Origin of the sequence: Tenacibaculum agarivorans (genome assembly GCF_001936575.1) — a bacterium.
Lineage (GTDB): Bacteria > Bacteroidota > Bacteroidia > Flavobacteriales > Flavobacteriaceae > Polaribacter > Polaribacter agarivorans.
The window spans coordinates 88,138-105,818 of the sequence record NZ_MSMP01000010.1 but is presented as its reverse complement, the minus strand read 5'-3'; the positions used below and the strand labels follow the sequence as shown (position 1 = coordinate 105,818).

General features: G+C 30.8%; 16 protein-coding genes and 1 tRNA gene. 12 read left to right on the top strand and 5 right to left on the bottom strand.

The window, feature by feature from the left end; translation table 11 throughout:
• Window positions 1-4 precede the first annotated feature (4 nt).
• From BVC87_RS09485 to BVC87_RS09445, 9 genes are all read left to right on the top strand, one after another.
• Entirely contained in the window at window positions 5-2,413 is a 2,409-nt protein-coding gene (locus tag BVC87_RS09485; RefSeq protein ID WP_075342134.1) for a 3-hydroxyacyl-CoA dehydrogenase/enoyl-CoA hydratase family protein, read from the top strand.
• A 102-nt stretch (window positions 2,414-2,515) separates the two neighbouring features.
• Window positions 2,516-3,706 (top strand): acetyl-CoA C-acyltransferase, encoded by a 1,191-nt coding sequence (locus tag BVC87_RS09480; RefSeq protein WP_075342133.1) that lies wholly within the window; start codon window positions 2,516-2,518, stop codon window positions 3,704-3,706.
• 35 nt (window positions 3,707-3,741) lie between these two features.
• The gene (locus BVC87_RS09475; RefSeq protein ID WP_075342132.1) at window positions 3,742-4,092 is read left to right on the top strand and encodes a four helix bundle protein; all 351 of its coding nucleotides are present in this window, start codon (window positions 3,742-3,744) and stop codon (window positions 4,090-4,092) included.
• A gap of 41 nt (window positions 4,093-4,133) precedes the next feature.
• Window positions 4,134-5,945, top strand: coding sequence for an acyl-CoA dehydrogenase family protein (locus BVC87_RS09470; protein ID WP_075342131.1), 1,812 nt, complete (start codon window positions 4,134-4,136; stop codon window positions 5,943-5,945).
• A 172-nt stretch (window positions 5,946-6,117) separates the two neighbouring features.
• Entirely contained in the window at window positions 6,118-6,984 is an 867-nt protein-coding gene (locus BVC87_RS09465) for an N-acyl homoserine lactonase family protein (protein WP_075342130.1), read from the top strand.
• 39 nt (window positions 6,985-7,023) lie between these two features.
• Window positions 7,024-7,590 (top strand): YdcF family protein, encoded by a 567-nt coding sequence (locus BVC87_RS09460; protein ID WP_075342129.1) that lies wholly within the window; start codon window positions 7,024-7,026, stop codon window positions 7,588-7,590.
• 100 nt (window positions 7,591-7,690) lie between these two features.
• Window positions 7,691-8,803 carry a helix-turn-helix domain-containing protein gene (locus BVC87_RS09455; RefSeq protein ID WP_143569751.1) on the top strand — a complete coding sequence of 371 codons (1,113 nt, stop codon included), beginning with the start codon at window positions 7,691-7,693 and terminating at the stop codon, window positions 8,801-8,803.
• Between the two features lie 120 nt (window positions 8,804-8,923).
• Entirely contained in the window at window positions 8,924-9,649 is a 726-nt protein-coding gene (locus tag BVC87_RS09450) for a head GIN domain-containing protein (RefSeq protein WP_075342127.1), read from the top strand.
• A gap of 30 nt (window positions 9,650-9,679) precedes the next feature.
• Entirely contained in the window at window positions 9,680-10,789 is a 1,110-nt protein-coding gene (locus BVC87_RS09445; RefSeq protein WP_075342126.1) for a serine hydrolase domain-containing protein, read from the top strand.
• Between the two features lie 167 nt (window positions 10,790-10,956).
• On the opposite strand, the gene BVC87_RS09440 is transcribed toward BVC87_RS09445, so the two are convergent.
• The 5 genes from BVC87_RS09440 to BVC87_RS09420 form a co-directional block, all read right to left on the bottom strand.
• Complete coding sequence (locus tag BVC87_RS09440) at window positions 10,957-11,775, bottom strand: DUF4097 family beta strand repeat-containing protein (RefSeq protein ID WP_159439338.1); 819 nt, start codon at window positions 11,773-11,775, stop codon at window positions 10,957-10,959.
• A gap of 4 nt (window positions 11,776-11,779) precedes the next feature.
• Window positions 11,780-12,694, bottom strand: coding sequence for a DUF4097 family beta strand repeat-containing protein (locus BVC87_RS09435; RefSeq protein WP_075342125.1), 915 nt, complete (start codon window positions 12,692-12,694; stop codon window positions 11,780-11,782).
• Window positions 12,695-12,779: 85 nt separating this feature from the next.
• A complete protein-coding gene (locus BVC87_RS09430) occupies window positions 12,780-13,574 on the bottom strand; it encodes a HEAT repeat domain-containing protein (RefSeq protein ID WP_075342124.1) in 795 nt (264 codons plus the stop codon).
• 1 nt (window position 13,575) lies between these two features.
• On the bottom strand, window positions 13,576-14,097 hold the full coding sequence (locus BVC87_RS09425) for an RNA polymerase sigma factor (RefSeq protein ID WP_075342123.1): 522 nt from the start codon (window positions 14,095-14,097) through the stop codon (window positions 13,576-13,578).
• A 96-nt stretch (window positions 14,098-14,193) separates the two neighbouring features.
• Window positions 14,194-15,624, bottom strand: a complete 1,431-nt coding sequence (locus BVC87_RS09420; protein ID WP_083629371.1) for a serine hydrolase — start codon at window positions 15,622-15,624, stop codon at window positions 14,194-14,196.
• 378 nt (window positions 15,625-16,002) lie between these two features.
• Here BVC87_RS09420 and BVC87_RS09415 point away from each other — a divergent pair, with 378 nt between their 5' ends.
• The 3 genes from BVC87_RS09415 to udk all read left to right on the top strand — a co-directional run bounded on the left by BVC87_RS09415 (window position 16,003) and on the right by udk (window position 17,681).
• Window positions 16,003-16,857 (top strand): universal stress protein, encoded by an 855-nt coding sequence (locus tag BVC87_RS09415; RefSeq protein WP_075342121.1) that lies wholly within the window; start codon window positions 16,003-16,005, stop codon window positions 16,855-16,857.
• A 57-nt stretch (window positions 16,858-16,914) separates the two neighbouring features.
• Window positions 16,915-16,988: transfer RNA gene (locus tag BVC87_RS09410), tRNA-Thr, on the top strand.
• 87 nt (window positions 16,989-17,075) lie between these two features.
• Window positions 17,076-17,681 carry a uridine kinase gene (gene udk / locus BVC87_RS09405; RefSeq protein ID WP_075342203.1) on the top strand — a complete coding sequence of 202 codons (606 nt, stop codon included), beginning with the start codon at window positions 17,076-17,078 and terminating at the stop codon, window positions 17,679-17,681.

Sequence of the window (17,681 nt, the reverse complement as noted above, 5' to 3'; positions counted from 1 at the left end):
TATAATGAGCAAAAGAAGAATTAAAAAAGTAGCGATTATAGGATCTGGTATTATGGGATCTGGTATTGCTTGCCACTTTGCGAATATCGGTGTTGATGTGTTACTTTTGGATATTGTTCCAAGAGAACTAAACGACAAAGAGAAAGCAAAAGGATTAACATTAGAAGATAAAGTTGTACGTAATCGTTTAGTAAATGATGCGTTAACTGCTTCTTTAAAATCTAAACCGTCCCCTATCTACAACAAAAAGTTTGCTGATAGAATTACTACAGGTAATATTGATGACGATTTACATTTAATTAAAGATGTAGATTGGGTAATGGAAGTTGTTGTTGAGCGTTTAGACATTAAACAAAGTGTTTTCGAAAAAGTAGAAAAATATCGTACTCCTGGTACTATTATTTCATCTAACACTTCTGGTATTCCTATCAAATTTATGAATGAAGGAAGAAGTGAAGATTTTAGAAAGCATTTTGCAGTAACACACTTCTTTAATCCTCCTCGTTACTTAAAATTATTCGAAGTTGTACCTGGACCTGATTGTAAACAAGAAGTTACAGATTTCTTAATGGAATATGGTGAAAAGTTCTTAGGAAAAACTTCTGTTTTAGCTAAAGATACTCCTGCTTTTATTGGTAACCGTATTGGAATTTTTGGAATTCAATCTTTATTCCACCAAGTAAAAGAATTAGGTTTAACAGTTGAAGAAGTTGATAAATTAACTGGACCAGTAATTGGTCGTCCAAAATCAGCTACTTTCCGTACTGTAGATGTTGTAGGTTTAGATACATTAGTACATGTTGCTAATGGAATTTATGATAATTGTCCAGACGACGAAGCTCACGACTTATTTAAATTACCAGATTTCATCAATACAATGATGGAAAACAAATGGTTAGGTAGTAAAACAAAACAAGGTTTTTATAAGAAGTCAGTAAATGCTGAAGGGAAAAAAGAAATCTTAACTTTAGATTTAGATACGATGGAATATCGTTCTAAGAAAAGAGCTTCTTTTGCTACTTTAGAATTAACGAAAACGATTGACAAACCAATTGATCGATTTAAAGTATTAGTTGGTGGTAAAGATAAAGCGGGTGAATTCTACCGTAAGAACTTTGCTGCAATGTTTGCTTATGTTCAAAATAGAATTCCAGAAATTTCTGACGAATTATATAGAATTGACGATGCCATGAAAGCTGGTTTCGGTTGGGAAAATGGACCATTCGAAATTTGGGATGCTGTAGGTGTTGAAAAAGGTATCGAATTAATGAAAGCTGAAGGAAAACAACCTGCTGCTTGGGTTACTGAAATGGTAGCTAAAGGAGAAACTGCTTTCTACACAGTAAAAGATGGAGCTACCTATTATTATGATGTAAATGAAAAAGCTCAGGTTAAAAAGCCTGGACAAGATGCATTTATCATCTTAGATAACATTAGAAAATCTAACGAAGTATTCAAAAATTCAGGAGTTGTAATTGAAGATTTAGGAGACGGAATCTTAAATTGTGAGTTCCAATCGAAAATGAATACTATCGGTGGAGATGTTTTAGCTGGATTAAACAAAGCCGTAGATTTAGCTGAAAAAGACTTTGACGGATTAGTAGTGGGTAACCAAGGAGCAAACTTCTCTGTTGGTGCTAATATTGGTATGATTTTCATGATGGCTGTTGAGCAAGAATATGACGAGTTAAACATGGCGATCAAATACTTCCAAGATACAATGATGCGTATGCGTTATTCTTCAATTCCTGTTATTGCTGCTCCTCATGGTATGGCTTTAGGTGGAGGTTGTGAATTATCATTACACGCAGACAAAGTTGTTGCTGCTGCTGAAACGTACATGGGATTAGTAGAATTCGGTGTTGGAGTTATTCCTGGTGGAGGTGGTTCTAAAGAAATGGCGTTAAGAGCTTCTGATACTTTCCGTAAAGGTGATGTTCAATTAAATGTTCTTCAAGAATATTTCTTAACTATTGGTATGGCAAAAGTTTCAACTTCTGCGTACGAAGCATTTGATTTAGGGTTATTACAACAAGGAAAAGATGTTGTAGTGGTAAACAGAGATCGTCAGATTGCTGAAGCTAAGAAACATGCTAAACTTTTAGCAGATGCTGGTTACACCCAAAGTGTAAAAAGAAAAGATGTATTAGTATTAGGTAAACAAGCATTGGGAGCATTTATGGTTGCTACCGATTCTATGCAAGCTAGTAGATTTATTTCTGAACACGATCAGAAAATTGCCAACAAACTAGCTTATGTAATGGCTGGTGGAGATTTATCAGAACCAACAAAAGTTTCTGAACAGTATTTATTAGACATCGAACGCGAAGCATTCTTAAGTCTAACTACAGAGCGTAAAACATTAGAGCGTATTCAGCACATGTTAAAAACTGGTAAACCTTTGCGTAACTAAAGTTGCGCTGCTTTAAGCCTTACGCCAAAAGCAATAGGCTAAATTAAAAACTTAACCTAGCGCTTAAAAGCTTACAGCTTAGAGCCTAAAGCACAAAATAAAATGAAAACAGCATATATAGTAAAAGGATATAGAACTGCCGTAGGTAAATCAAAAAGAGGTGGTTTTAGATTTAAAAGAGCAGATGAATTAGCTGCTGAAACAATTCAATACATGATGGGAAAACTTCCTGAGTTTGACGTAAAACGTATTGATGATGTAATTGTAGGAAATGCAATGCCAGAAGGATCTCAAGGATTAAACATGGCACGTATTATTTCTTTAATTGGATTAGATTCTGTTGATGTACCTGGTGTTACCGTAAACCGTTTTTGTTCTTCAGGATTAGAAACTATCGGTATGGCTGTCGCTAAAATACAATCTGGAATGGCAGAATGTATTATTGCTGGTGGTGCTGAGAGTATGACTTCTGTTCCTATGACTGGATTTAAACCAGAATTAAATTACAATATTGTAAATGCAGGACATGAAGATTATTACTGGGGAATGGGTAATACTGCGGAAGCTGTAGCACAAGAGTATAAAATTTCTCGTGAGGATCAAGATGAGTTTGCTTTAAATTCACACTTAAAAGCATTAAAAGCACAAGCTGAAGATCGTTTCCAAGATCAAATCGTTCCTATCGAGGTTGAAGAAACGTATATCGATGCTAAAGGAAAAAAAGCAACACGTAAGTTTACTGTAACTAAAGATGAAGGGCCTCGTAAAGGTTCTACAATAGAAGGATTACAAAGATTACGTCCAGTATTTGCTGCTAATGGGTCTGTTACTGCGGGTAACTCATCTCAAACTAGTGATGGTGCTGCATTTGTAATGGTGATGAGTGAAGATATGGTTAAGGAATTAAACCTTGAACCAATTGCTCGTATGGTAAGCTATGCTGCTGCCGGTGTTCCTCCTAGAATTATGGGTATTGGTCCTGTAGCTGCTATTCCAAAAGCATTAAAGCAAGCGGGATTACAACAAAATGATATTGACTTAATTGAGTTAAACGAAGCATTTGCTTCTCAATCATTAGCTGTAATTAGAGAATTAGGCTTAAATCCAGATATAATTAATGTAAATGGTGGAGCTATTGCTTTAGGGCATCCTTTAGGATGTACAGGAGCGAAGTTATCTGTTCAATTATTCGATGAAATGCGTAAGCGTGAAATGAAAAATAAGTACGGAATGGTAACTATGTGTGTAGGTACTGGACAAGGAGCTGCTGGTATTTTCGAATTTTTAAATTAAGATAATAGACTTGTAAGAATCAAGAGACAAGACAAATGCATAACTTCAAAAAATTAAAAATTTGGAACGAAGGTATAAGTCTAGTTTCTGATTCTTATAAACTGACAAAAACATTTCCTGATTCTGAAAAATTTGGATTGGTAAGTCAGATGAATAGATGTGCTATTTCTATTCCTTCCAATATAGCCGAAGGTTCAAGTAAGAGCACTGATAAACATTTTAACAAATATCTAGAAGATAGTTTAGGTTCGGCTTTTGAATGGGAAACTCAACTGATTATTGCATTCAACGAAAATTATTTATCTGAAGATCAATTTGAAGAATTAGAGCATAAAATTAAACAATTACAAAAAATGATTTCAAGCTTCCAAACGAGACTAAAATAATCATGACTCTTGGTTCTTGAATCAAAAAAACTAACACAAAAATGGCTGAAACATTAAATAAAGACATTTTACGAGGAGGACAATTCTTAGTAAAAGAAACAAATTGCGAAGATATATTTACTCCTGAAGATTTTACTGAGGAGCAAACAATGATGAGAGACGCGGTTATCGAATTTAACGACCGTGAAATTATTCCTCATAAACCTCGTTTTGAGGCTAAGGATTATGCATTAACTGAAGAAACTATGCGTAAAGCAGGAGAATTAGGTTTCTTAGGTGTAGCAGTTCCTGATACTTATGGTGGATTAGGAATGGGATTTGTTTCTACTATGTTGGTCTGTGATTATATTTCTAGTGGAACAGGTTCTTTTAGTACAGCTTTCGGTGCTCATACTGGTATTGGTACTATGCCAATTACTTTATATGGTACTGAAGAGCAAAAACAAAAATATGTACCAGCTTTAGCTATGGGTGAGCGTTTTGGAGCTTACTGTTTAACTGAGCCAGGTGCAGGATCTGACGCTAACTCTGGTAAAACTACTGCTGAGTTAACTGAAGATGGTAAACACTATAAAATTAACGGACAAAAAATGTGGATCTCTAATGCAGGATTTGCTGAGATTTTCATCGTTTTTGCTCGTATCGAAGATGATAAAAATATTACTGGATTTATTTTAGAATATGATAAGGACAATCCTAATGGAGTTACTTTAGGTGAAGAAGAGCACAAATTAGGTATTAGAGCTTCTTCTACTCGTCAAGTATTCTTTAATGATACTTTAATTCCAGTTGAAAACATGTTATCTGAGCGTGGTGGTGGATTTAAAATTGCGATGAATGCATTAAACGTTGGTCGTATAAAATTAGCTGCTGCTTGTTTAGATTCTCAAAGAAGAGTAATTACTGAAGCTGTAAAATATGCTAACGAGCGTAAGCAATTTAAAACTCCAATTGGTGAGTTCGGTGCTATCAAGTCTAAGTTAGCTGAAATGGCTACTAGCGCATATGTTGGTGAGTCTGCTTCTTATAGAGCTGCTAAAAATATCGAAGATAGAATCGCTATCCGTGAATCTGAAGGAAACACACATCAAGAAGCTGAATTAAAAGGTGTTGAGGAATATGCTATCGAATGTTCTATCTTAAAGGTTGCTGTTTCTGAAGATATTCAAAACTGTGCTGACGAAGGAATCCAAATCTTTGGTGGAATGGGATTCTCTGAAGAAACTCCAATGGAATCTGCATGGAGAGATGCTCGTATTGCTCGTATCTATGAAGGTACTAACGAAATTAATAGATTACTTTCTGTAGGAATGTTAGTTAAGAAAGCAATGAAAGGTCACGTTGATTTATTAGGACCAGCTACTGCTGTTGGAAATGAATTAATGGGTATTCCATCTTTTGACGTTCCAGATTTCTCTGAGTTATTCTCTGAAGAAAAAGATATCATCGGAAGATTAAAGAAAGTATTCTTAATGGTTGCTGGTGCTGCATTGCAAAAATTTGGTCCAGATTTAGAAAAGCACCAACAGTTATTAACTGCTGCTTCTAACATCTTAATCGAGATCTACATGGCAGAGTCTGGTATTTTAAGAACTGAGAAAAACGTAAAGCGTTTTGGTGAAGATGCTCAAAAAGAGCAAATCGCTATGGCTAAATTATATTTATATAACGCTGTAGAAATCATTACTCAAAGTGCTAGAGAAGGTATCGTTTCTTTTGCAGAAGGAGATGAGCAGCGTATGATGCTTATGGGACTTAAACGTTTCACAAAGTATACAAACTACCCTAACGTAGTTGAGTTACGTAATACTATTGCTGAAAAGCTAAAAGCAGAAAATAAGTACTGCTTCTAATAATATTAGTCTTAGGGCTTAACAATTTCTTCAACTTTTATAGGTTTTAGAATTTAGTTGTTTGTTTAAAGATCGTTAACAATGTTAGCGATCTTTTTTATTTTAGTATATTCAGAAAAATCAATAATACTTTAAATCAGTTTGACCTAATTGACAGGGGATATTTTTCAAAATGAAAATAATTACAAAAAATTTTAAATCTACCTCCGGAAATATAACAGTACATGCTATACAAACTGGACAATTAGCAGTAAAAAAAAGTGTTTTACTGTCTAAGAATCCTGGTGTGTTAAGTACTCTAAAATCTTTTTGGGACAAAGAATTTGGAGCACTTATACCTGTTTGGTGCTGGTTAATAGAGCATCCTGAAGGATTATTCTTAATAGACACTGGATTATCAGCTGAAATAAAAAAGCATAACTATTTTAAAGATCTAAACTTCATTTCTAAATATTATTTCGAAAAACAAATGCAATTCGAAATAACTGAACAAGAAGAAATTCACCAACAACTCCATAAAATTGGAATCAACAATACATCAATTGATACAATTATACTTACTCATTTACATATAGATCACACTGGCGGATTAAAACATTTTCCTAATACTCCTATACTTGTGAATGAAAGAGAATGGAAAACAAAAGATAGCTCTTTTCCTAAACTTTTTCCTCCTAATTGTAATTTTGTCACTATTCGTTTAGAAGACACCTATGAAAACTTTAACAAGACTTCTTATTTAACTAAAGCTAAAGATTTGATTATGGTAGCTACTGAAGGTCATACTAGAGGACATAGTTCTATTATTTTAAAATTAAATGATCAAAAATTACTCTTTTTTGCTGGAGACTTGATCTATAATCAGGATAGATTAATAGATAATACTTTTTCTGCTACCATAAAAAGCCATAAAAAAAGTATCGAAACTCGAAATCAGATTTTGGAATTAGCACAACATAAATCTGTTATTTTTCTTCCTTCTCATGATATAGAAAGTGGTAAGAGACTAATAGAAGAACTTGAATTAAAAAAGGATTAATAACATCGTTAAAAAGAAATGTTCAACAATTAAATTTTTATGAAAAGAAAGAAATATAAATTAGCTATCAATATATTACTGATATGGTTTTTCGGACATGTAATGTATACGAGTTTAGATGGTTTGTCTAAAAATGAAAAAAATGCTGATATAGCAGTAATTTTGGGTAATAAAGTAAATGAAGACGGTACATTATCAAAACGACTTCAAAAACGCTTAGAGTGTGGTTTAAATTTATTTAGAAATGGTCAAGTCAAAAAAATAGTTGTTAGCGGAGGTCTTGGAAAAGAAGGTTTTTATGAAGGAGATAAAATGAAAGAATATTTAATTAAAAATAATGTTCCCGATTCTTTAGTGATTATTGATAATTTTGGAAACAATACACTTGCTACAGTTCATAACACAATTAAAATAAAAGATAGCTTAAATTTTAAAAGTGTCATTGTTGTTTCACAATATTTTCATCTAACAAGAACAAAAATGTTGTTTCAAAAGCATGGGATAAAAAATGTTAGTAGTGCTAGTCCTTGGTATTTTGAGTTTCGAGATTTTTATTCACTATTTAGGGAGTTTGTAGCCTATTATATTTATGTTATTATAAAGTAGCTCATCAAAGTATATACATGTAGTCACTCCGTTTAATGGATTTAAGTATTCTGAAATAAAATATTTTCTCTAGCTTGCGAATAATATTGAATTTTAATTTGTGAACATACAATTATCTTTTTTTGATTTATTGGTCCTGATAGGTATTACAACAGGAATTATTTGTAGTATTGTTTTATTAAGAAAATCGAAGCTAAAAAAATCAAATAAATATCTAGCTCTTGGAATTTTAAGCTTTGTTTGGTTAAATACTAAAATTCTACTCCACTCTTTCAATTTATGGCAAATACATGGTTTTGGCTTTTTCCCTAATAGTGTTGAGTTGGCTATACCTCCCCTATTTTATCTTTACATGATGTCTATTGTTGATCCAACACATAGATTTGTACAAAAAAAATGGATTTATTTTATTCCTTTTTTTATTTCTCAGCTATACTCGATTATTGTATATCTAACTATAATGCAAACCAAAGTTTATGTTGAAAAACAAGTAATTGCGCAACGTCTTTTTTTTGATTTAGCTAAAAACATAGATGAATACTTACTTGTTATATTTTCTATTATTTATTTCTACATCTTTTTTACATCAAATACTGTTAAAAGTTATTACGCGTCAAAAAGTTCAAAAATACATATCTTAGAAGCTAAATTTCTTAGAAACATATCCATATTACTTGTTACATTGTCTTCGGTTCATGTACTGAATTTAGTATTAAACAAAATTTTAGACTCTTCATACAATTGGAGATGGAATTTAAATAGCGTACTAATTTCTGCTGCGGTATACTATATAGCTATTATTGGTTTTAAAAATGCGGATATATTAAAGAAAAATAAACGAAAAGACATCGTAATAGACAATGACATAATTCAAAAATTACATCAAGCTATAACTATTAAAAAAGTATACTTGAACCCTAAACTAACACTACAAGAATTGGCTAAAGATTTAAATATTAACGAATCTATTCTGTCTAACACCATAAATTCTTACTATCAAAAAAACTTTAGAAAAGTACTAAATGAAGCTAGAGTTGAAGAAGTTAAAAATCGCTTATTAAATGGAGAATTAGAAAACTTATCCCTATTGGGGATCGCAAAAGAATCTGGTTTTAATTCAGAAGCTAGTTTTTATCGAATTTTCAAATCTGAAACTCAAATTACACCTAAACAATTCATTTCAAAAAATTTAAACCTTCAAAAGTCTACTTAGTTAGGAAGATTAATTTCTTTTTAAACTCTCAAAACATGAATTTGAGAGTTAATCTCAAGAAAATCAAGTAACACAAGATATTTCGTTTTAGTCCTTTGTAAGAACACAAAATATTTTAAAATGAAATTATTAAAAATTGGGTTGCTTGTACTCATCTCTTTACTTCTTACTTTTTGTAGCAGTCAAGAAACTGTTTTCGGTAACGGAGTTGAAAAAACTAAAATTATTACGCCTAAAGCTTTCGAGAAAATCACCACTTTTACCAATGCTAAAATTACCATTAATCAAGGTGATAAGTTTGAGTTAATTTTGAATGGTGATAGTAACATCATTGACAATTACTTAGAAATTGAAGTAGTAAAAAATGACTGTATTATCAAATTAAAAAATGGCAGTTACAGAGACTATCGTTTATTTATAAACATTACTCTTCCTAAAATATCAGGCATTAAAACTTTAGGTTCTGGGGCTATTCATGTCAATGATTTTAGTAATCAATCAGATATGAATTTATCTTTAGTAGGAAGTGGAAATATTTATATCAATAAGATAAACCCAATACTCCAGCTTAAATCAACAATTGTTGGATCTGGAAACATTATTTTCAAAGAAAATATTACAATAAACAATGTAAAGTTACGACTTGTTGGTAGTGGAAAATATAGTGGTTTCAAAGTCAATACTAAAAACTACAGTATCAGCCTACCAGGAAGTGGAGATGTTGAGTTATATGCTTCTTCAAAATTAAACGCTTCAGTGCCTGGAAGTGGTGACATATTCTATAAAGGTAATCCAAAAATCTCATTCAGTAGCCCTGGATCTGGAAGATTAATTAATGCTAACTAAAAAATAACTACACTTTAAAAAATAAATTAAATGAAAAAAATAGTCTACAAAGTTGGGGCTGTTATCCTATTCTTATTAACTACAACAGTTTTCACATTTTGCTCAAGTCCACAAGATTGGTTTTATAGTAAATCTTCTTTTAAAGGAAGACCTTTTGAAAAAAACTTAGTTTCTGAAAAATCAGATAAATTAGAGGACTTCACTCAATATTTAAAAGATCTTCACACTACAAGTATGGTAGTACTACAAAATGGTGAAGTGATTTACGAGTATGGGAATACTTCCAAAATTAATTATTTAGCTTCTTGTAGAAAAAGTATCTTAAGTATACTCTACGGTAAATATGTAGAAAATGGCACTATCGATTTAAACGAAACCATCGGAGAAATTGGCATTGATGAAGATGACGGTTTATTACCAGTAGAAAAACAAGCTACTGTAGATCATATTATAAATGCCAGATCTGGTGTTTTTCATATTCCTGCCAATGGAGGATATGATACAAATAATATAAAGAAAAGAGGTAGCGTAAAGCCAGGAGAATACTTTGTATATAACAATTGGGATTTTAATGTTGGTGGATATATTTTAGAACAAAAAACGGGTAATACTATTTACCAAGAAATAGAACAACAATTAGCTATTCCTTTAGGATTTCAAGATTGGAATATTAAAAACCAGAAAAAGAAATACAATACTAAAAAATCTAGATATTCTGCTTTTCACGTTTACTTATCTACAAGAGACATGGCCAAAATTGGACAACTCATGTTAAATAATGGTCAGTGGAATGGAAAACAATTGATTTCAAAAGAATGGATTAAAAAAACCACAACTACAGTTACCCCTACTAAAACAGTGAATAAAAGATATGGCAGAACAGAAAAATCAAGTGTACAATTTTCATACGCTTACATGTGGTGGATTTTTGAAGAGTTTTATAATAATCCTGATTTTGAAGGTGCTTACACTGCAACGGGTTGGGGTGGACAATTTATCACCGTAATTCCAAAACTAAATATGGTTGTTGCACACAAAACAAAAGTAGATGTGCTTACTTTAATTGGCTGGGCTAAACATAATGTTCCAGATCCTTTATATTATCACTTACTCAATAAGTTTGTAAACATGAATTATTAACTAAATAATGTGAATCTTACATAGAAAATTCATTTTCAACTAGTCCAATGAATTTCAATCAAAATAATGCTCTTACTCTTAAACGAGATTCACGCTAAACTATTAACAAAAAAGCTGTAGACTTAAAATTCTACAGCTTTAGTTGTATTAGATGTATTAAATAATCATTATCTCGATCTTAAAATTACGTCTCCATTAAAATTTTTAAATAAAATTTCTGGTCCACCTCCATTAATAGAACCTATAATCCATTTTTCCACTTTAACACTGTACGCATTTCTTTTTTTACGATCTCCTTTAATCACTTTGGCTTTAGATGGTCTTGTTTTAATATCAAAATCAGTATAAATCTCTCCCCTATCTGATTTGACTTTAATATCTGCCTTAACATTTTTAGGTAAGGTAATATCAATATCACCATTTAAGCTACTAAAAGCCATTGGAATATCTGGATTTACTTTTACAAAACTTACGATAATATCTTTATTAAGAGCATCGGCACTTACAGAACCACTGATATCCTTTAAAGTAATTTTTCCATTAGTATTACTAATATCCATAGTTCCGTTTACATTTTCCACATATATATCTCCTCTATTAACAGTAGAGAGTTTAAGAGAGAAATTCTTAGGAACCTTAATTTCAAAATCAGTAGTTCCGTTTACTGAACTCTTTACTCGGACTACATTATCAAACTCTTCTACACTAAATTCTAAAGAATTAGCTGATATTCTTTTTAATCCTACTCTATTTCCTCTACCTCTATTTCTACTTCTTCTTTCCCCTTCTCTTTGGATTCCTTTCACTATTACTTCATCTCCTTCATATCCTTTTACAGTAATAGAACCATTTATAATTTCTGCTTTTAAAAATCCTTCTTTATTAGGATTAGTCAACGGTACCTTAACCTCTTCTTGTGCTGATACACTATACGATAGGAATACTAACAAAGTGACAGCAATTGATTTTATGTTTTTAATACTCATAATTTTATTTTTTAACGATTGCATCTCCATTTAACTGGTCAAAATGTAAATGAACATTACCTTTCCCTATTTTAAAATGACTGTTCGTATCTATTTTATATTTTGTTCCTCGTTTCTTTCGCTCTGATAACTTTATAATTTTTGGCGTTGTTTTTTCTATAGGGAAATTAGTATAAAACTTCCCGTTTAATGTTTTATAACTGATTATTGCATCTAACCCTTCTTTAAATTTTATGTTAATATCTCCATTTAAAGATCGAAACCAACTTTCTTCTTTTGGGTTTTCTGTATACGTAATGTTTATATCTTTATTCAATGCATTTACATCTGTTTTTCCTGATACATTAATTAAATCTATTGGACCGTTAATGTTATGAGCTATCAATAATTTTCCATGAACATTTTCTACAATAACATCTCCTTTATTTATTGCTTGTAAATCAATACTAGTATTTTTAGGAACCTTAATACTAAAATCTAGTCGATGCTTATAGTTTCGTTTTTTTCTATGCTTATAACTTCTTCTAGAGTTATAACTAAACTCCCTATGTTCAAACATTCCTGTTTCTTTATCAAAATAAGAATAAGGCGAGTCTAAATAAACATATATTGCATCTTCTAATTTTTCAGTTTTAATTCCTATTTCTTGTTTCCCTTTTTCTAAATCTTCTTTAGTATCTGCATATACCTTTTTCTTTACTTCTACTAATATTTTAGATCCATTGTATCCCTCTACTTTAATTGATCCATATACATTATCTACTACTAAAATATTTTCAGATGAATTTCTAGTGAATTCTAATTCTTTTTTTAGTGTTTCTTCACTCTTTAGTTTTTTATCGATATGATAATTTTGAGCTTGAACCCAACTCCCTATTCCAAGAATACTTGTTATAATAATCGTTTTTATAAATTTCATGATTTACTTTTTTGATGAATGACTTATTGTTCTTTGTAAAAAGCGACCTAGGACTTGCCATTTACATCAAAACTTAATCTATGTATTAAATAATACGCTCTATACTTTCTTCCATTTTTTGTTTTACACTTTCATTGGTATCTTCTTCATCTATTAACTTTTCAAATGATTGTATGGCTTCTTTTTCTTGTAAGACTACCATTAAATCTGCTAAAGCTATTTGTACTAAAGGAGATTCTTGTTTTAAAATTGAAGCTATTAACCCCTCTCTAACTAAAGGAATGTCGGCATAATTACTCAAAGCTTCTATAGCGGAAAGTCTTACATTAACATTATCATCATTATTTAAAGTTTTAAATAATGCTTGAATAATAGTTTCTGTTACTTTGTTTAATTTGGTTACTTCGTTTACGGCTTGTAATCTTTTATTTGCTGAAGGCTGTTCCAATAAGGTTAATACCAACTGAGAACGCACACTTTCGGTTTCTTTTTTTACTTCTTCAATATTTGATTCAACAGGTAATGTTCCAGTATCCATACTTTTCCCCAAGAAAAAACCTACTGTTAAGATTGCTATTGAATACCCAACTCTTTTAAATGTACTTCCTAACAAGAAGTTTTCAATTTTAGTAAAAATTGAGACATTATTTTTTTTCTCTTTTTGAGCATTTAACATCGTATAAAATCCGATATCCATAGCTGCACTTGGTTCAGGTATTTCTTCTTCAATACCTTCCCAAAAAAAGGTGACTTCTTCTACTTCCTTACTATACTCAGGATTTTCTTTTAGAAATAATTCTAGTGCATTTATCTTTTCTTCCGATAGATTTCCCGACACATAGTCTACAAGACAATCTTTAAACTCTATATAATTCATCATTCTATCTTTTTTCTAAGGTTAAATAAATATCTTTTAAATCGTTTAAGGCTCTATGAACCCTAGTTCTTGCATTTCCTTCTGAACAATTAATTACCTCTCCTATTTCTTTATGCTTCAACCCTTTTATTTTACTTAAAAGAATAATTTCTTTTTTATCATCTGGTAGTTTACTAATCGCTTTTTTCAGTAACATCATCTTTTCATTTTGCTCCATCTCTTTTTCCACATTATCAGAAGATTTCAAATCATACAACTCATCAACATCTGATGCTTTATTTTTAGCTGCAGCTTTAAAATGATCATAGTACACATTCCTTGCTATTTTAAAAATCCAGGATAAGAAATTGCTTTCCTCTGTATATGTGTGTTTATATTTCAATACACGTATAAAAACATTTTGTACTAAATCTTCACATAAACTGGCATCTTTACACATTTGAAAGAAAAAGCCAAATAATCTTTTCTTATATCGTTCGTAAAGTAAACCTAGTGTATGGTTGTCACCAGATTTAACTTTCAACATTAATGCACTGTCTGATAGTAAATCCAAACTTTAAAAAGTATTAATTAGTTGTTTGATAGAAAGAACTGTATATTTTTAAAAACGTTACAGATTTTTTTATTTTTTGGCTTTAATTTTTTCTAACATCTCTTTAGCATTACCATTTGTTCCTCCTAATGCTATAGCTTTTTTATAATTTTCCTCAGCTAAATCGTATTGTTTTTGCATCAAATAAATTTCTCCTAAGCTATCATATACATTAGCTGAATTTGGATATTCTTCTGTGTTAAAGGTAAACATTTTCAATGCCTCTTTATTTTTTTGAGATCTCAAAAGTGTATATCCCAAACTATTTACTACATCTTCTAAATCTAGTTCTCGACTTTGAGATCCATTTTTAATTTTAAAGTATTTCTTCTTAAATTTTTCAAATCCTTGATTTAGTACAATTGTATGTAGTGTATTAAAAGTAGGTTCCTGCACATTGTAAATATCTCCATTTACGATATTAGCTACATGATCTACTACATCATCAATATCATAAATTTCACCTAATCCATTAGACAATATAAAAACACTAATATTATCCTTTGGAAATATTCTATATGCAGTAATTAAAGATCCTGTAAAGCCATAAGATTCATGGTAGTTCAGGAAAAATTTATCCCAGGCATAAGTAAATATTTTATTTGACTTTTGATAAGGGAATTCTTCCCACATCTTTAGCTTTGTACTTTCTTTTAGTAACTCATTATTTCGAAGTCTTTTATCCCATTTCACAAATTCATTCAATGTGATATTTAAACCATTTGCTGCATACATATAATCTCCTTCTATTGTTGGCAAATCAATAATCATTTTGCCTGTCGAAAAAGGAAAGTAAGAGGTTACTCTATTTTTTATAATCAGTTTAGAGTCTGAAGAGAAAAACACATTATCTTTTTCTCCTTCAAATTGATTTTCTCTAATAAAATCTTCAAGTTTCTTATTCGTTATTTTTTCAATAATCCTGTGTAGTAACCAAAAATTAGTTTGGTTATAGCTATACTTATCTCCTTTAGCAAAAGTAAACTCTTCTTTAAATGCTTTCTCTTTTGCTTTTTCTTCAGTTAATTGCTTATTACTTCCAAATACTCTCATATCAGGTAAACCTGAAGAATGAGTTAATAAATATTTTATTTGGAGAGATTTCCAAGAAGTTGGCACCCCTGATATATACTTTGATATTGGATCTTCTAAAGATAATTTCCCTTTTTCTATTAATTGAAATATAGCGACAGAAATAACAGTTTTAGTTAGTGAATACACTCTAAATATTGACTGCTCACTTAAAGGAACATCATGCTCGATACTTGCAAGGCCGAAATGCTTTTTATAGAAAATAGCATCATCCTTTACAATACATACTGAAACTCCTGGGATATTGTTTTCTTTTTTAACTTGAGAAATGTATTGATCTATTTTTTTTACGACTTCTCCTTGAGCAAACATGTGTGAAATTGAAAATATAATAAGGCAAAGGACAAATAAAAGGTTGTTATTTTTCATGATAGTAAATTTGGTTTAAAAGAAGAATAACTCCTTTTTGAAAATAATGTTACAAAATATTAAAAGTTAGTTTTTCTTCAAAAAGGTTTCAATTTAAAAAACCACTCATAATATTTGGTTCACTCTATATTCATAATTTGAAAACATCAATAAAGCATTATAATTACTATGCTTTCTTCATTGTTTAACACAAAGTATATTTTTCCTTTTCTAGACCAAACTTAACATAGGTTAATAAATATTCTTTTTAAAAAGGATAATTCAACTTCAATTACACCTCTTTTATCTACAGACATTCAACACTTTATCTTAATAAAACAATATCTAAATGTTAATTTTTTGTAAATTTCAATCACTAACTTAAAACCCCGAAGTACCATGAAAAGAATTTTAGTACCAGTAGATTTTTCAGAATATTCAGAAAACGCGCTTAAAACAGCAGCTTATTACGCTAGAAAATATCAGTATGAAATTGTTCCTGTGCATATGTTAGAACTCTCATCTACTATGATAAACAATTCTCACACAACCAAAGAAACCGTGCTTTATCTTAAAATGGCTGAAAAAAAGTTCAATGAATTTCTTTCTAAAGATTACCTAAATGATATTAAAATCACCCCTGTAATAAAACACTACAATGTATACAGCGAACTAAATTCTTTGTATGATGAAGAACATATAGATTTAGTAATGATGGGGTCTAAAGGTGCTAGTGGTTTCAAAGAATTTTTTATCGGTTCTAATGCTCAAAAAGTGATTCGTCATTCCAATGTTCCTGTATTAGTTGTTAAAGATAAACCTCTAGATAATGGCTTTAGAAAAGCTATTTTTGCGTGCGATTTCACAGATGATTCTATCGGACCTTACAAAAGAATAAAAAATTTCTGCAATAGAATAAACTTACAAATGAAGTTAGTATATGTAAATACACCTGGCAAAAACTTCTTAAGTTCTACTGAAATGAGAAATACTGTAAGAACATTTTTCAAAAAAGCAAACAATGAATCTGATTACATAGAAGATGTACATTACATTTCAGATTATACCATAGAGCAAGGAATTACGAGCTTCGCTAAAAATTATGATGCCGACCTTGTCATAATGACCACTCATGGCAGAAATGGATTCTCTCAGCTTTTTGACCACAGTATTACTGAGGATGTAGTAAATCATTCTCCTATTCCAGTTATCTCATTTAAGGTCCTATCAAAACAATTAGAAAATAAAATTTAAAAAAAATTTGTCATTATCAAAAAACATTATATATTTGCCACGCTTTTTTAGGCAACAGCCGATATAGCTCAGCTGGCTAGAGCAGCTGATTTGTAATCAGCAGGTCGTGGGTTCGAGTCCCTCTATCGGCTCTTAAATACAAAGACATCGTAAACGGTGTCTTTTTTTATGCCCTATTTTTTCTAACTTTGCTAACATAACAAACCATAATGAAAAATATTTTTATCATAGGAATTGCTGGAGGTACTGGTAGTGGAAAAACCACTGTAGTAAACCAAATTATCAATGAACTCCCACCAGATGAAGTTTGTGTTATATCTCAAGACTCTTATTACAATGCTACAGATAACCTTACCTATGATCAACGAGTAAAAATTAACTTTGATCATCCTCGTGCTATCGATTTTGAATTGCTAGTACAACATTTAGGAGACCTTAAAGAAGGAAAAATAATTGAGCAGCCTATTTACTCTTTTGCTGCGCATAATAGAACAAAAGATACGATAAAAACTCACCCTAGAAAAGTAATTATTGTAGAAGGAATTCTTATTTTTAACAATAAATTTCTAAGAGATTTATGCGATATAAAAATATTTGTACATGCTGATGCTGATGAACGTTTGATTAGAAGAGTACGTAGAGATATTTCTGAAAGAGGAAGAGATATTAATGAAGTACTTTCTCGTTACCAAAACACGCTAAAGCCAATGCACCAAGAATTTATAGAACCTACCAAAAACTATGCTGACATAATAATCCCTAATGATCGTTATAATACCGTAGCCATAGATATTGTTAAAACTGTAATTAGCGAGCGCTTGTAA

Excerpts from the sequence above, each read along its gene's own strand:
- BVC87_RS09485 (WP_075342134.1), top strand. The coding sequence starts at position 5 with ATGAGCAAAAGAAGAATTAAAAAAGTAGCGATTATAGGATCTGGTATT.
- BVC87_RS09480 (WP_075342133.1), top strand. The coding sequence starts at position 2,516 with ATGAAAACAGCATATATAGTAAAAGGATATAGAACTGCCGTAGGTAAA.
- BVC87_RS09475 (WP_075342132.1), top strand. The coding sequence starts at position 3,742 with ATGCATAACTTCAAAAAATTAAAAATTTGGAACGAAGGTATAAGTCTA.
- BVC87_RS09470 (WP_075342131.1), top strand. The coding sequence starts at position 4,134 with ATGGCTGAAACATTAAATAAAGACATTTTACGAGGAGGACAATTCTTA.
- BVC87_RS09465 (WP_075342130.1), top strand. The coding sequence starts at position 6,118 with ATGAAAATAATTACAAAAAATTTTAAATCTACCTCCGGAAATATAACA.
- BVC87_RS09460 (WP_075342129.1), top strand. The coding sequence starts at position 7,024 with ATGAAAAGAAAGAAATATAAATTAGCTATCAATATATTACTGATATGG.
- BVC87_RS09450 (WP_075342127.1), top strand. The coding sequence starts at position 8,924 with ATGAAATTATTAAAAATTGGGTTGCTTGTACTCATCTCTTTACTTCTT.
- BVC87_RS09445 (WP_075342126.1), top strand. The coding sequence starts at position 9,680 with ATGAAAAAAATAGTCTACAAAGTTGGGGCTGTTATCCTATTCTTATTA.
- BVC87_RS09440 (WP_159439338.1), bottom strand. The coding sequence starts at position 11,775 with ATGAGTATTAAAAACATAAAATCAATTGCTGTCACTTTGTTAGTATTC.
- BVC87_RS09435 (WP_075342125.1), bottom strand. The coding sequence starts at position 12,694 with ATGAAATTTATAAAAACGATTATTATAACAAGTATTCTTGGAATAGGG.
- BVC87_RS09430 (WP_075342124.1), bottom strand. The coding sequence starts at position 13,574 with ATGATGAATTATATAGAGTTTAAAGATTGTCTTGTAGACTATGTGTCG.
- BVC87_RS09425 (WP_075342123.1), bottom strand. The coding sequence starts at position 14,097 with ATGTTGAAAGTTAAATCTGGTGACAACCATACACTAGGTTTACTTTAC.
- BVC87_RS09420 (WP_083629371.1), bottom strand. The coding sequence starts at position 15,624 with ATGAAAAATAACAACCTTTTATTTGTCCTTTGCCTTATTATATTTTCA.
- BVC87_RS09415 (WP_075342121.1), top strand. The coding sequence starts at position 16,003 with ATGAAAAGAATTTTAGTACCAGTAGATTTTTCAGAATATTCAGAAAAC.